Source organism: Mangrovibacter phragmitis (genome assembly GCF_040429585.1).
Lineage (GTDB): Bacteria > Pseudomonadota > Gammaproteobacteria > Enterobacterales > Enterobacteriaceae > Mangrovibacter > Mangrovibacter phragmitis.
Window position 1 is genome coordinate 276,469 of record NZ_CP134782.1, and the last position, 15,074, is coordinate 291,542.

At 51.6% G+C, this 15,074-nt stretch carries 11 protein-coding genes and 1 tRNA gene; 9 read left to right on the forward strand and 3 right to left on the reverse strand.

Annotation, left to right across the window (positions count from 1 at the left end):
- Positions 1-127: 127 nt before the first annotated feature.
- A complete protein-coding gene (locus tag MPHASIOC01_RS01305; RefSeq protein WP_353613789.1) occupies positions 128-790 on the reverse strand; it encodes an OmpA family lipoprotein in 663 nt (220 codons plus the stop codon).
- A 166-nt stretch (positions 791-956) separates the two neighbouring features.
- Here MPHASIOC01_RS01305 and MPHASIOC01_RS01310 point away from each other — a divergent pair, with 166 nt between their 5' ends.
- A complete protein-coding gene (locus MPHASIOC01_RS01310) occupies positions 957-3,284 on the forward strand; it encodes a molybdopterin guanine dinucleotide-containing S/N-oxide reductase (RefSeq protein ID WP_353613790.1) in 2,328 nt (775 codons plus the stop codon).
- Here MPHASIOC01_RS01310 and MPHASIOC01_RS01315 read toward each other — a convergent pair.
- Positions 3,262-3,693 (reverse strand): N-acetyltransferase, encoded by a 432-nt coding sequence (locus MPHASIOC01_RS01315; RefSeq protein WP_064597690.1) that lies wholly within the window; start codon positions 3,691-3,693, stop codon positions 3,262-3,264. The two genes, MPHASIOC01_RS01310 and MPHASIOC01_RS01315, sit on opposite strands and share 23 nt — an antisense overlap.
- A complete protein-coding gene (gene tag, locus MPHASIOC01_RS01320; RefSeq protein WP_353613791.1) occupies positions 3,690-4,253 on the reverse strand; it encodes a DNA-3-methyladenine glycosylase I in 564 nt (187 codons plus the stop codon). Before tag ends, MPHASIOC01_RS01315 begins: the two co-directional genes overlap by 4 nt.
- A 244-nt stretch (positions 4,254-4,497) precedes the next feature.
- Between tag and MPHASIOC01_RS01325 the strand changes: the two genes are divergently transcribed.
- The 8 genes from MPHASIOC01_RS01325 (at position 4,498) to dppA (ending at position 14,753) form a co-directional block, all read left to right on the forward strand.
- On the forward strand, positions 4,498-5,127 hold the full coding sequence (locus tag MPHASIOC01_RS01325; RefSeq protein WP_353613792.1) for a hypothetical protein: 630 nt from the start codon (positions 4,498-4,500) through the stop codon (positions 5,125-5,127).
- Between the two features lie 201 nt (positions 5,128-5,328).
- On the forward strand, positions 5,329-6,705 hold the full coding sequence (gene eat, locus MPHASIOC01_RS01330; RefSeq protein WP_064597698.1) for an ethanolamine permease: 1,377 nt from the start codon (positions 5,329-5,331) through the stop codon (positions 6,703-6,705).
- 13 nt (positions 6,706-6,718) lie between these two features.
- A complete protein-coding gene (locus MPHASIOC01_RS01335) occupies positions 6,719-8,107 on the forward strand; it encodes an ethanolamine ammonia-lyase subunit EutB (protein ID WP_064597700.1) in 1,389 nt (462 codons plus the stop codon).
- Positions 8,104-8,898, forward strand: coding sequence for an ethanolamine ammonia-lyase subunit EutC (gene eutC / locus MPHASIOC01_RS01340; RefSeq protein WP_353613793.1), 795 nt, complete (start codon positions 8,104-8,106; stop codon positions 8,896-8,898). Before MPHASIOC01_RS01335 ends, eutC begins: the two co-directional genes overlap by 4 nt.
- Before the next feature lie 257 nt (positions 8,899-9,155).
- Positions 9,156-10,370: an MFS transporter gene (locus tag MPHASIOC01_RS01345; protein WP_064597704.1), complete on the forward strand. Its 1,215-nt coding sequence runs from the start codon at positions 9,156-9,158 to the stop codon at positions 10,368-10,370.
- 297 nt (positions 10,371-10,667) lie between these two features.
- Positions 10,668-12,365, forward strand: coding sequence for a kdo(2)-lipid A phosphoethanolamine 7''-transferase (gene eptB, locus MPHASIOC01_RS01350; RefSeq protein WP_353613794.1), 1,698 nt, complete (start codon positions 10,668-10,670; stop codon positions 12,363-12,365).
- Positions 12,366-12,449: 84 nt separating this feature from the next.
- Positions 12,450-12,526, forward strand: a tRNA-Pro gene (locus MPHASIOC01_RS01355).
- 619 nt (positions 12,527-13,145) lie between these two features.
- A complete protein-coding gene (gene dppA / locus MPHASIOC01_RS01360) occupies positions 13,146-14,753 on the forward strand; it encodes a dipeptide ABC transporter periplasmic-binding protein DppA (RefSeq protein WP_064597708.1) in 1,608 nt (535 codons plus the stop codon).
- The last annotated feature ends 321 nt before the right edge of the window (positions 14,754-15,074 follow it).

Consider the following 15,074-nt stretch of genomic DNA (forward strand, 5'->3'; position numbering starts at 1 on the left):
TTTGGGGGGAGAGAAAATGAAGGTTGTGAACCACTTACCAGAATTTATTGCGGCACACATTTCTTACTTCATGCCTGTAACCCCAGGAGAAACCACAGTGTTCTCCTGGGGGTTAACGCCAACAGAATCACTGCAACGGCGACAACGTAATTTCTACCCGGCGGTTTTGTGCTTTACCTTCCGCGGTTGTGTTGCTGGCGACAGGGTTGGCCGGACCCATACCCGATGTATGCACCCGGTTACCTGCAACACCCTGTGTAATCAGCGCACTGCCAACACTGTCTGCGCGCTGCTGGGAAAGGCGCATATTCAGGTCATGCCCACCTGTACTGTCTGTATAACCGACTACATTAACGGCAGTTTTCGGGTACTCTTTCAGCACCATAGCGACGCCCGTTAGCGTATTAGCCCCGGCAGGTTTCAATACAGCGCTGCTACTGTCAAAGGTGACATTATTGGGCATATTCAGCACAATGTTATCGCCCTGGCGCGTAACGCTCACCCCGGTTCCCTGCATTTTTTGCCGCAGTTTTGCTTCCTGGGCATCCATGTAGTAGCCAATACCGCCGCCCAGCGCAGCACCTGCGGCAGCGCCAATCAACGCGCCTTTACCCCGGTCACTCTTTGATGACGATAATACACCCACACCGGCACCGACCAGCGAGCCAATACCTGCACCAATGCCCGATTTCGCGGCCTGACTTTCACCGGTATAAGGGTTTGTTGTACAACCGGAAATGACGAGTATGGCACTGACTAAAACAGCCACCATAACCTGATGTTTTTTCATGTTATATCCTTATGCCGAAATTGAATTGCCGTAATGTGGATGGCGGTAGATTATGGCGGTTTTACCGAAAGAAAAATTCGTTGAATAGTCTGATTTTTGTAAAATGCGCCCACAGAGCGCGGCAAAACAATAACACTTAACACCTGCAAAGATTCTGGAGCCCATAGTGGATAAAAAAAGATACCAGGTACTGACAGCAGCCCACTGGGGGCCGGTGTTGGTCGAAACTGATGGCGAAACGGTATTTTCGTCTCGCGGTGCCCTCGACACCTTGCACGAAAATACGCTCCAGACCGTTGTGGCAGACCAGGTTCACAGCCCAACCCGGGTGCGTTACCCCATGGTGCGGAAAGGCTTCCTGGCATCACCGGACAATCCTCAGGGGGTGCGTGGGCAGGATGAATTTGTCCGGGTCACCTGGGAGGAAGCGCTGGCACTGATTGACCGCCAGCACCGCCGCATTCGCCAAACCTGGGGAGCGTCGTCAATTTTTGCCGGTTCATATGGCTGGCGTTCTAATGGCGTAATGCACAAAGCCGCCACACTGTTACAGCGCTACATGAGTCTGGCAGGCGGATATACCGGGCATCTTGGCGATTATTCTACCGGAGCGGCCCAGGTGATAATGCCGTATGTTGTGGGTGGCAATGAAGTTTACCAGCAGCAAACCAGCTGGCCTCTGGTTCTGGAATACAGCGATGTGGTGGTCATGTGGAGTGCCAACCCACTCAATACCCTGAAAATTGCCTGGAACGCCAGCGATGAGCAAGGTATGAAGTATTACGAGTCGCTGAAAAAGAGCGGCAAGCGCCTGATTTGTATTGATCCGATGCGTTCAGAAACCCACGATTTCTTTGGCGAACAGATGACCTGGCTGGCCCCGCATATGGGAACGGATGTCGCGATGATGTTGGGCATCGCCACAACGTTGCTGGAAAATCAGTGGCATGACAGTGCTTTCCTGGACAAATACACCAGCGGGTTCGAGACTTTCCAGAATTACCTGTTGGGTGAGCAGGATGGCATCAGAAAAGACGCCGACTGGGCAGCGGCGATTTGCGGCATACCGGCACAAACGCTACGCGAACTGGCCGAGTTGTTCAGCCATAACCGCACCATGCTGATGGCCGGGTGGGGCATGCAACGCCAGCAATATGGTGAGCAGAAGCACTGGATGCTGGTGACGCTGGCAGCAATGTTGGGGCAGATTGGCTTGCCCGGCGGTGGTTTTGGGTTGTCTTATCATTTTGCCAATGGGGGTAACCCGACCCGGCGTGCTGCAGTGCTGGCTTCCATGCAGGGGTGCGTGGCGGGCGGAACTGACGCGGTGGATAAAGTGCCGGTCGCCCGAATTGTCGAAGCGCTGGAAAACCCAGGCGGCGCTTACCAGCACAATGGTGAAGACCGCATATTCCCGAATGTGAAAATGATTTGGTGGGCAGGTGGCGCCAATTTTACTCACCATCAGGATACCAACCGCCTGATTCGGGCGTGGCAAAAACCTGAGCTTATTGTTATTTCAGAATGCTTCTGGACGGGAGCTGCGAAGCATGCCGATATCGTTTTGCCAGTGACAACGAGTTATGAACGTAATGATCTGACCATGACCGGGGATTACAGCCAGCAGCACCTGGTTCCCATGAAGCAGGTTGTACCACCCCAATATGAAGCGCGTGACGATTTCACTATTTTTGCCGAGCTGAGTGAATACTGGGAAAGCGGCGGAAAGCAGCGTTTTACGGAAGGCAAAGATGAAATGGCCTGGCTGGAGACATTTTATCAAATGGCTGCGGCACGGGGAGCTGCAAACCAGGTATCGTTAATGCCTTTTGCGACCTTCTGGGAGCAGAACCAGCTTATCGAAATGCCAGAAAACCCGGCGAACAGCCAGTTTGTGCGGTTTGGTGATTTCCGGGCAGACCCACTGGCGCATCCACTGAAAACCGAAACCGGTAAAATTGTGATTCATTCAGAGCGAATTGCCAGTTATGGCTACCCTGATTGCCCGGGGCACCCCACCTGGCTTGCGCCTGATGAGTGGCACGGTAATGCGCAACCGGAACAATTGCAGTTGTTATCTGCTCACCCTGCTCACCGCCTGCACAGCCAGTTGAATTACAGCCGGTTGCGTGAACGCTATCAGATTGCCGGAAGAGAACCTGTGACACTCAATACGGCTGATGCACAGGCGCGCGGAATTCGCCATGGCGATGTTGTGCGGGTGTGGAATAACCGTGGGCAAGTGCTTGCCGGGGCGCATGTGACCGACGGCATTAAACCCGGCGTGATTTGTATTCACCAGGGTGACTGGCCGGACCTACAGGATGGCGAAGGCAGTCTGTGCAAACACGGCGCGGTCAATATGCTGACGAAAGATATACCTTCATCGCGCCTGGGGAATGGTTGTGCCGCGAATACTTCACTGGTATGGATGGAGAAATTTACCGATGAATTGCCAGTGGTAACGGCGTTTACCCCGCCTGCCAGCTCATGATCCAGGTGGGTTCCTGAGTATCGTCCTGCCAGGCGCTCTCAATAATACGGAAGCCCTGAGCATGGTAAAAGCTCACTGCCCGGCTGTTTTTCTGGTACACCTCCAGGCTTAACAGCGGGTAGCGATGCTTGACGTGACTGAGTAATTCTCGCCCAATTCCATGACCTACTGAATGGGGTGCGATAAACAGCGCCCCAATAAAACGTGATTCCAGTACACTGACAAATCCTTGTAATTCTCCCTGCTCATGGTAAACCCAGGTAGTGGCATGGGGCAGGTAAATATCCCGGACGACAGGCACACTGGCCTGCCAGTAACTGACCGGAATAAATTCGTGGGCTGCCGTTGTGCTGGCAAGCCAGAGTGACAGAAGTTCCGGCATGTCTCGTGCGCGGCTGCGACGAATCATCTGCCAGCCTCCGGATGGCAGGCGCAACTGACGACATGGTCATTCACCAGCCCGCAAGCTTGCATAAACGCATAGCAAATGGTCGAACCGACAAATTTGAACCCCCGTTTTTTCAATGCCTTAGACATGGCTTCTGATACAGGTGTACTGGCCGGAACCCCGGATAATGTCTCCGGGCTGTTAATCACTGGTTGGTGGTTCACAAAACCCCAGATAAAATCTGAAAATGACTCGCCATTTTGTTCCATCGCCACCCACGCCTGGGCGTTCGTTATGATGGCTTCAATCTTACCCCGGTGGCGAATAATACCGGCATTCTGCAGCAGTTTTTCTACGTCTTCCGCCTGCATTTCGGCGACCTTTTGTGGGTTGAACTGGTGGAATGCTGCACGGTAATTTTCCCGTTTTTTCAACACAGTAATCCACGACAAACCGGCCTGTTGGCCTTCAAGGCACAACATTTCGAATAATTTCTCGCCTGATTTTTGCGGTATGCCCCATTCATTGTCATGATAATCAATATAAAGTGAATCCTGGGTAACCCAACCGCAACGTTGCATGGTGCCAGTCCTTATTGTGATGTGGTAAATCGTTATTATCGGCTATACGCTTAAAATATATACCCCGCGTTTTTAACATTGTTCAGGTAACGCGCAGGTAAGCGGGAAAACTGGACGAATATCACACCATCCCGTGAAGTCCGTGGCAATCTCGGCACGTAAATAAATTCTGTCGCGGTTGTGTTGTACATAAAAAAAATACCGATAAAGAAAAAATAAAACCGAATGTTTGCAGGCATCCACCATGAACAGCATCTCCTTTAGCAGTGGCAAAGCAGTGAGTTATGCAGCCTGTTGTGGGTTGTGTTGGCTTTATTCGTCGGTGGCACTGGCGCTGGATACGCATAGTGATAGTATCGCTACGGCTCCGGTAGCCACACCACAGAGCGCCGCCCGGGTGGATTACAACACAATTCTGGCACAGCAAATCAATGCGTCTCATGCACCAATGGGGAACATGGTCATGTGGCGTGACCCGTCGTTACCCGGTGAGCAGTCTGTAAACACGCACTGGCAATTCCCGTTAAACAATAATCTTGCCACAGGCCCTGTTGCCGGATGGGATCAATACCGTGCGCCCTGGTCTGGTTCGTCTGCTGAGACGGCAAATGTGAGCCGTATTGGCTGGCGGCTGGACTATGCCTGGGGAGTGCTCCAGCCCTGGGCGCAGGTTGATCTTATTTCAGGTTCATCCTCATGGTCTGAACCTTATACTGCCCAGAGCGGCCAGCGGGATGAGAAAATTGGCTTCTCAATGGGAGCGAATCTCCCAATAAATCAAAATATTGCTGCTTATGCCCGGTTATCTCAGGGAAACACCCAGCCTGGCAATGACCTGACTACCTGGCAACTGGGGCTGGACGTCGCGTTTTAAGCCAGGCCCGGAAATGGTGCGGCCTTATTTTGCCTCTGAACTCTGCGCACTAAAAGAGTGCATTTCTCGCTTTCCGCGTTTCAGCATCTTGCCTGTTCCTGATTAACTCAGTGACTTTATGGGTATTTAAGAACTGGTACACACTTTGCAACACCTTCGCCAGTTGCGTTTATTTTTGGTTAACTTTATGGCGAGGTCGTTATGTCTGAACAACCGACAACATTAAAACGCTCACTGGGGAGCTTCCGGTTATGGGGCATCGCTGTTGGGCTGGTGATTTCAGGTGAATATTTTGGCTGGAGTTATGGCTGGTCTGCGGCGGGAACCCTGGGGTTTTTGATAGTCGCTGTGCTGATTGCCGCCATGTACTGCGCGTTTATTTTTAGTTTTACTGAACTGACAACCGCGATTCCGCACGCCGGTGGGCCATTTGCTTACGCTTTTCGCGCCTTCGGGCCAACCGGTGGCTTTATTGCCGGGTTTGCAACCCTGGTCGAGTTTGTTTTTGCGCCACCGGCCATTGCGATGGCGATTGGCGCCTACCTGAATGTGCAATTCCCTTCACTGGATCCTAAATGGGTCGCCTGTGGTGCCTATCTGGTGTTTATGGCGCTGAATATTTTGGGGGTTGGCATTGCGGCAACCTTTGAACTGTTCGTCACGCTGCTGGCGATTTTTGAACTGCTGGTCTTCATGGGTGTGGTGGCACCGGGTTTTCAGTGGAGTAATTTTGCCAGCCACGGCTGGGCAGGTAGTGATACGTTCTCTTCCGTAGCGCTTTCTGGCATGTTTGCCGCCATTCCTTTTGCTATTTGGTTCTTCCTGGCTATTGAAGGTGCGTCAATGGCGGCTGAAGAAGCAAAAAACCCGCGTCATACCATTCCTCGCGCCCTTGGCGGTGGAATTATTACTCTGACTGTACTGGCTGTAGGCGTAATGGTTTTTGCCGGTGGTGTGGGTGACTGGCGTGCATTATCCAACATTAATGACCCATTACCTCAGGCAATGAAACTGCAGGTAGGTGGCAGTAGTGGTTGGTTACATATGCTGGTCTGGCTGGGGCTGTTCGGCCTGGTCGCCTCGTTCCATGGCATTATCATGGGGTATTCCCGGCAGATTTTCTCCCTGGCCCGTGCCGGGTACCTGCCCGCTTCTTTGGCGCGGGTTAACCGCCGGACACAAACGCCTGTTCTGGCAATCCTTGCCGGTGGTGTGATTGGTATCGCCGCTATTTTTTCCGACTCCCTGATTACGATTAATGGCATGCCGCTGACTGCCAGCATCGTTACCATGTCTGTATTTGGCGCAATTGTTATGTACATCACATCGATGGCGGCACTGTTCAGGCTGCGTCGCACGGAACCTGAGCTGGAACGCCCCTTCAAAGCACCGGGATTCCCGGTGGTTCCGGCATTTGCACTGGCTGTATCGGTACTCTGCCTGGTGGCGATGGTGTACTACAATTTTGAACTGGCGGTGATTTTCGCCGTCATGATGCTGGCCGGTTATGTATGGTTCCGAATGACCGCAACCGCTCGTGCCCGCGCTGCGCTGGATCCGCAACTTACAGTGATGTAATAAAGGTTATCCCATGTATAAAACCACTCTGGCGCACAACACATGGACATTCGCCAGTCTGACAGAGGTTATGGCTAAGGCTTCCCCGGCCCGTTCCGGGGATCAACTGGCCGGGGTCGCAGCGGCAAGTGCGGAAGAGCGCATGGCTGCGAAATTCGTGCTGGCGGATTTACCGTTAACGACATTTCTGAACCAGGCGCTGGTGCCTTATGAAGAAGATGAAGTTACCCGGCTTATTATGGACACCCATGACCGCGAGGCGTTCGCGCCCATCAGCCATCTGACGGTAGGGGAATTTCGTGACTGGTTACTGGAAGATGGTACGGATCATACGCTGTTAACCCAGGTTGCTCGGGGGATTACGCCAGAAATGGCTGCGGCAGTCAGTAAACTGATGCGTAACCAGGATTTAATCCTGGCGGCCAGCAAATGCCAGGTTATCACCCGGTTTCGCAACACCATTGGCTTGCCAGGCCACTTAAGCGTGCGCCTGCAACCGAATCACCCCACCGATGACCTGCAGGGTATTGCCGCCAGTATGCTGGATGGCCTGCTGTACGGTAGTGGAGACGCAGTGGTGGGAATCAACCCGGCAAGCGACAGCCTGCCAGTACTTGAGCGGCTGAATTACATGCTGGACGATGTCATCAGCCGTTTTGAGATCCCCACGCAGTCTTGTGTGCTGACCCATGTGACCAATACGCTGCAGTTAATGGAGCGTGGTGCGCCAGTCGACCTGGTGTTTCAGTCGGTTGCCGGTACACAGGCCGCGAATACCGGTTTTGGTATTGACCTGGCGATGCTGGGTGAGGCGCGTGACGCTGCATTGTCACTCAAGCGCGGTACGCTGGGCGAGAATGTGATGTACTTTGAGACCGGGCAGGGAAGTTGCCTGTCGGCGGATGCCCATCATGGTGTTGATCAGCAAACCTGTGAAGCCCGTGCTTACGCGGTTGCACGCCACTTTAAACCCCTGCTGGTTAATACGGTCGTTGGGTTTATCGGCCCGGAATATTTGTACGATGGTAAGCAAATTATTCGAGCCGGGCTGGAAGACCATTTTTGCGGTAAATTACTTGGCCTGCCACTGGGGTGCGATGTGTGCTACACCAACCATGCCGAAGCCGACCAGGATGACATGGATACTCTGCTGACATTGCTGGCAACTGCCGGGCTGACCTTTCTGATAGGGGTGCCGGGGGCTGATGACATTATGCTTAATTACCAGAGCACATCATTTCATGATGCGCTCTATATTCGGCGCTTACTGGGGCTTAAACATGCACCAGAGTTTGCCGCCTGGTTAGAGCGAATGCAGATTATTGATACTTCAGGTCAATTACGCCTGACCGGTGCGAGCCACCCGCTGCTGAGTGCGTTACCCAAAGGAGAAGTGGCATGACATTACCGGATGCCTGGCGCTCCCTCACGCAATTTACCGATGCCCGTATTGCGCTCGGGCGCAGCGGGGCAAGTTTACCCACCCGCGAAGTGTTGAAATTTGGGCTGGCGCACGCGCAGGCCCGGGATGCGATTCATCAGCCTTTCGACAGCAACAAAGTAGCTCAAGGCCTTGAGTGTTTAGGGCTGAAAACCCTGACGGTGCACAGTGCTGCGCCTGACAGACACAGTTTTCTCCAGCGACCGGATTTGGGCCGTCAGCTTAGTCTTGAAAGCCGAAACCAGCTCACCCAACTGCGTAATGATTCACCTGACCTGGTACTGGTCGTGGGAGATGGTCTGTCGTCATGGGCAGTGCATCGCCAGGCCTGTGAATTGATTCGCGCATTACTGCCTTATCTCTCTGAACTGAGTATTTCACTGGGGCCAGTGGTTCTGGCTCACCAGGCGCGTGTTGCACTGGCTGACGATGTTGGTGAGTGCTTACATGCAAAAGCGGTCGCCATGTTGATTGGTGAGCGCCCGGGCCTGTCTTCACCAGACAGCCTTGGGGTGTACATGACCTGGTCACCCAGTCGCGGGCGGCGCGACGCCGAGCGGAACTGCATTTCTAATGTGCGCCCGGAAGGGCTTAACTGGGATGCCGCTGCGTTTAAGCTGGCGTGGTTACTGGAGCAGGCATTTATTCGCCGCCTGTCGGGGGTTAAGTTAAAAGATGAAAGTGATAACCCGGCTTTGTATGGCCGTGTTAAACCTCATCTGACCCAGGTTAACGCCTTACGCGAGAAGTGAAAATTGTGATCTGTATCAAGGACAGTTTTCACAATTGATATACAGGAGTGGCGCGTAATACAGGGATAGTGAATACTCACATTTTAGGTTTGTGTTACGTGCCGTTCATGCATTTAAAGGCTGTTTATACCGCCTGAGATGCAATTCATTCCGCACTCAGTGCATTTCATGCCGTTTTTCCCTGCAATTCCCTCCCTGAGAGTAAGGTTACAGGCAGATAACTACCTTCCCTTATTCAGTAATGCAGGACATCTGCCATGAAAACATCAATTTCAAACCAAACGCGCTGGTTGACACTTGTGGGTACCATCGTAACTCAGTTCGCCCTGGGCTCGGTTTATACCTGGAGCCTGTTTAATGGCCCGCTTTCTGAAAAACTTAATGAACCTGTCAGCCAGGTGGCATTCTCTTTCGGCCTGTTAAGTCTGGGCCTGGCGCTGGCTTCTTCTGTGGCCGGTAAGCTCCAGGAACGTTTTGGTGTCCGCCGTGTCACCATCGCTTCCGGGGTGTTATTAGGGCTGGGGCTGTTCCTGACGGCACATTCCCATAACCTGCTGATGCTCTGGCTGAGTGCCGGTGTGCTGGTTGGCCTGGCGGATGGGGCGGGTTATCTGCTGACGTTATCGAACTGTGTGAAATGGTTCCCTGAACGTAAGGGCCTGATTTCCGCCTTCTCTATTGGTGCTTATGGGTTGGGTAGCCTGGGGTTTAAATTTATCGATTCTCAGTTACTGGCTTCCTTTGGCCTGGATAAGACCTTCATTATTTGGGGCGGTATTGCACTGGTTATGATTGTGTTTGGTGCATTACTAATGAAAGACGCACCGGTACAGGCAGTGAACCGGAGCAATGGTGCCAGTAACAGTGATTTCACTCTGGCGGAATCCATGCGCAAACCACAGTACTGGATGCTGGCGCTGATGTTCCTTACTGCCTGCATGAGTGGTTTGTATGTTATTGGTGTGGCGAAAGATATTGCTCAGAGCCTGGCGCATCTGGATGTCATGACTGCGGCCAACGCTGTGACAGTCATTGCCATTGCCAACCTGAGTGGTCGCCTGATAATGGGGACTCTGTCCGACAGAGTGACCCGCATCCGCGTGATTACTTTTGGCCAGATTATTGCGCTGGTGGGGATGGCGGCATTGCTGTTCGCACCGCTGAATGCGATGACCTTCTTTGCGGCCATTGCCTGTATTGCCTTTAATTTTGGCGGCACCATCACCGTTTATCCTTCACTGGTCAGCGATTTCTTTGGTCTGAACAACCTGGCGAAAAACTATGGTGTGATTTACCTTGGCTTCGGGGTTGGCAGTATCTGTGGCTCCATCATTGCATCGCTGTTTGGTGGCTTCCATGTAACTTTCCTGGTCATTTTCGCACTGTTGATTGTTTCTCTGGCGCTCTCTTCAACCATTCGCCAGCCTAAAGCAGATATTTATGACGGTGATGCAGCACATTCTCACGCCTGATGTAATGAACAGAGTTCAGTTACATACAGTTGATTGCATCTGAAACCAACGACAACCTCGGTGCCTCCCTGGTTGTCGTTGGTTTTATCTGGTCACGCAGGTTAACTTCAGCGTATTTCCCCCACAACACCGGCCAGCAAAGCAGCCCTTCTTATTGCCCGGGGTGCCCGGCAACTGGCGGAAAGATTTGATTTTGTGGCGCAGGTAGTATTTCTGCCCTGGTCATTACCAACTTGTGCTGAACTTCGTCACCTGACCAGAGTCAGAATCCTGAATATGGTTGCTCTGGATTGGTGAATGAAGATTTCTCGTCGTATTACCCAGGTACAGCTCAGTTGCTTTCTTGCATTGTACATTGGGCTATTTCTGAACTGTTCGGTGTTCTGGCGGCGTCTACATGAGACGATGGATATCACACCGTTCTTCAAAGCCTTTGCGCTGACAACCGAGGTATTTGCTACTGTTCTGGCAAGTTTCTTTGTGTTGCGCCTTTTTTCCCTTGGCGGGCGGCGTGCCTGGCAGGTATTAAGCTCATTTTTGGTGCTCTGTTCTGTTGCGGCCAGCTACTACATGGCGGTAATGAATATCACCATTGGCTACGGCATTATTGCGTCTGTGATGACGACCGATATTGATCTGACCAAAGAAGTGGTGGGCTGGCGTTTCTATTTATGGGTGTTGTTAGTCGGCTTGCCACCGCTGTGGTTTATCTGGCGTAACCAGGGGCAGGATTCATTGATAAGACAACTGTCAACGAGGCAGTCTGCATTGCCTCACCTGGGCGTGTTGCTTCTGGTGGCACTGGTGGTGTGGGGGCCAGTTCGTTTTTTGGGAAACGTCCAGAAACACCACGAAAGAGGATCGCGGGAAGACTTGCCCAGTTATGGCGGTGTGGTGACCAGTGCTTATTTACCCGCGAACTGGCTCTCTTCTTTGGGGTTGTATGTGTGGGCTAAGGCGGATGAAGCGTTGGATAGCCGCTCTCTCATCAACCCCGCAACCCGTAATCACTGGAACGTGCCCGCAAACCTGAATGATGTGCAGGTGGTGTTTATTATTGGGGAGACCACCCGCTGGGACCATATGGGCTTGTTTGGCTACCCAAGGGATACTACACCCAGGCTGGCTCAGGAGAGGAATCTGGTGGCATTTCGCGGTGAGTCTTGTGATACCGCGACCAAACTCTCTTTGCGTTGCATGTTTGTAGGTGCCGGTGGTGTCATGGATAACCCACAGCGTACCTTACTGGAGCAAAATGTCTTCGCGGTGTTGAAACAACTGGGGTTCTCCAGTGACTTGTATGCGATGCAAAGTGAAATGTGGTTCTACAGTAATACGATGGCCGATACCATTGCCTGGCGGGAGCAAATTGGTGCGGAGAGCCATAATCAGGGCAAAACTGTTGATGACATGTTGCTGTTGAATGAGATGAGGCGCTCGCAGGTGCAGCATGTGCAGGGCAAACATCTGGTTATTCTGCATACCAAAGGGTCGCATTATTCGTATGTTCAGCGTTACCCCCGTGAATTTGCTGTCTGGCAGCCAGAATGTATGGGCATTAACAAACACTGTTCAGCGCAAACGCTGATCAACGCATATGATAATTCAGTGCGCTATGTAGACAGTTTTATCAGCAGGGTTATCGACCAGGTGCGTGATAAAAACGCGATTGTGTTCTATGCGGCTGACCATGGTGAATCAATTAGTGACAGCCTGCATTTACACGGCACACCGCGTAATATTGCACCACCTGAACAATTCCGGGTACCTCTACTGGTCTGGGCTTCTGATAAGTTTCTGGAGACGCCGGAAAATGCGCAGCGTTTTGGGCAATTGCAACAGCAGGCAAAAGAAGGTGTAGTGCATAAACATACCGAATTATTTGACTCAGTGTTAGGGTGCCTGGGGATAACGTCTTCGGATGGTGGAATTGATGCTTCCCGTAACTGGTGCGCACTGCAAAATACCAGGGATAAAAGTGAATCCACACTATGATGCTGGCTTTTCAGGCGATCAGAAGTCTTTTTTTAATAAGGGATTGACGCGATGCGGTGCCGGCAGTAATATGCGCCCCGCATTCGGCGAGTAGCGCAGCCTGGTAGCGCAACACGTTCGGGACGTGTGGGTCGGAGGTTCAAATCCTCTCTCGCCGACCAAATTCAGGCCCGCAGTGATATCACTGCGGGTTTTTTGTATTTGGAACAATTTAAAACCATCCGAAAAGTTCTTAAATAACGTCTTTGCCGTAGTACAACGCACAAGCGCCTTATTTTCCCCTGTTTTCTATCACATTTTGTTATCTTTACCGCAAGGTTATTTTTATTGTCTTATGGATAACAACAGCATTTTTTACTGAAATGTCCATTATCGGCACTATTTTTTGTTCATATATTCACCATTCAGCCAAAAAGTTGTCATAAATCACATTGGTCTATTGAACTGCTTGTGATTCATTTGTTGGTTTTTTGTTTTGGTATTATTGCCATAGCATAAATTTATGTGCTGTAAATAACACAAACTCCTTTTTTTCATCTTTGTTTTCACTTTCTCACATTCCGTGTAAATATCCGTTACGTATATTGACGTTTGGCTCATCAGTTGACAGATTGTAGGGCGTGAGAGGCCATTTACGGACAGTCTGTCCTGCGAGACAGTGGCCCTTGTGGAAGGATTCCCCATCCTCATCAAGCCTTACAGGCTTGCCCGAGCGAACCGGGTAAAAAATAAGAAAGGTTCGCCGGTTTAACACAACACATATCACATTGGAGCAGAAGAATGAGTATTTCCTTGAAGAAGTCAGGGATGCTGAAGCTTGGTCTGAGCCTGGTGGCTTTGACGGTTGCAGCAAGTGTTCAGGCAAAAACCCTGGTTTACTGTTCAGAAGGCTCGCCAGAAGGCTTTAACCCGCAGTTGTTCACTTCCGGTACTACCTATGATGCCAGCTCAGTGCCGATCTACAACAGACTGGTTGAATTTAAGATTGGCACCACCGAAGTGATCCCGGGCCTTGCTGAGAAGTGGGATGTCAGCGCTGACGGGAAAGTGTATACCTTCCATTTGCGTAAAGGCGTTAAATGGCAGAGTAACAAAGAGTTCAAACCGACTCGTGACCTGAATGCCGACGACGTTGTATTCTCCTTCGACCGCCAGAAAAACCCTAAAAACCCTTACCACAATGTCTCTGGCGGCAGCTACGAGTACTTTGAAGGTATGGGCTTGCCTGACCTGATAACTGACATCAAGAAAGTCGATGATTACACCGTTCAGTTTGTTCTGGCTCGCCCTGAAGCACCTTTCCTTGCTGATATGGCAATGGATTTCGCCTCTATCATGTCTAAAGAATATGCTGATGACATGATGAAAGCGGGTACGCCGGAAAAAATTGACCTTGATCCTATCGGTACAGGGCCGTTCCAGCTGGTTCAGTACCAGAAAGATTCCCGTATTCTGTATAAAGCGTTCCCGGGCTACTGGGGTACTAAACCTAAGATTGATCGCCTGGTCTTCTCTATTACTCCCGATGCTTCTGTTCGTTACGCAAAACTGGAAAAAAATGAATGCCAGATTATGCCGTACCCGAACCCGGCTGATCTTGCGCGCATGAAGAAAGACCCCAAAATCAACCTGCTGGAACAGCCTGGCCTGAACGTTGGCTATCTGTCCTTCAACGTTGAGAAGAAACCACTGGATAACGTGAAAGTACGCCAGGCGTTGACCATGGCTGTTAACAAAGAAGCGATTATCAAAGCGGTTTACCAGGGCGCTGGCCAGGCTGCTAAAAACCTGATCCCGCCGACCATGTGGGGTTACAACGATGCGGTGAAAGATTATCCGTATGATCCCGCTAAAGCCAAAGAGCTGCTGAAAGAAGCCGGCCTGCCGGATGGCTTCAGCATTGATCTGTGGGCTATGCCGGTTCAGCGCCCGTATAACCCGAATGCCCGCCGTATGGCGGAAATGATCCAGGCTGACTGGGCGAAAATTGGCGTGAAAGCCAAAATCGTGACCTACGAATGGGGTGAGTACCTCAAACGTGCCAAAGCCGGTGAACACCAGACCGTGATGATGGGCTGGACCGGGGATAACGGGGATCCGGATAACTTCTTCGCCACACTGTTCAGCTGTGATGCGGCGAAAGACGGTTCTAACTACTCTCGTTGGTGCTACAAACCGTTTGAAGACTTGATCCAACCTGCTCGTGCGACAGAAGACCACAACAAACGTGTGGAACTCTACAAGCAGGCTCAGGTTGTGATGCATGATCAGGCTCCTGCTCTGATTATTGCTCACTCCACAGTTTACGAGCCGGTGCGCAAAGAAGTGAAAGGCTATGTGGTGGATCCGTTAGGCAAACATCACTTCGAGAACGTATCCTTAGAGTGATACACCCGCGTGCCTTTCTGCGGTAATGGGTGCCGATGGCTTGTTGACCCGTTACCGGAAAGGCCCGGATGTATTCCTGATATTTCAGCCGGCGAAACACACATGTGTGCCAGCCACCTGAAATATGAAGGGTATAAGACCGGACTTGTTCTGCCAGCACCCCTCTCCCGGAGGGAGGGGGTCAGGGTGAGGGAACATATACCATGTACCTCACCCTTGCTGTCTGTAATGTGGGCTGATTTCCCCGTTGCGGCAGAACCGATGTACGTTGTGAGCAATACATTTCGCTGCCACCTGGTAGCGGAAGATGATAGAGAATCC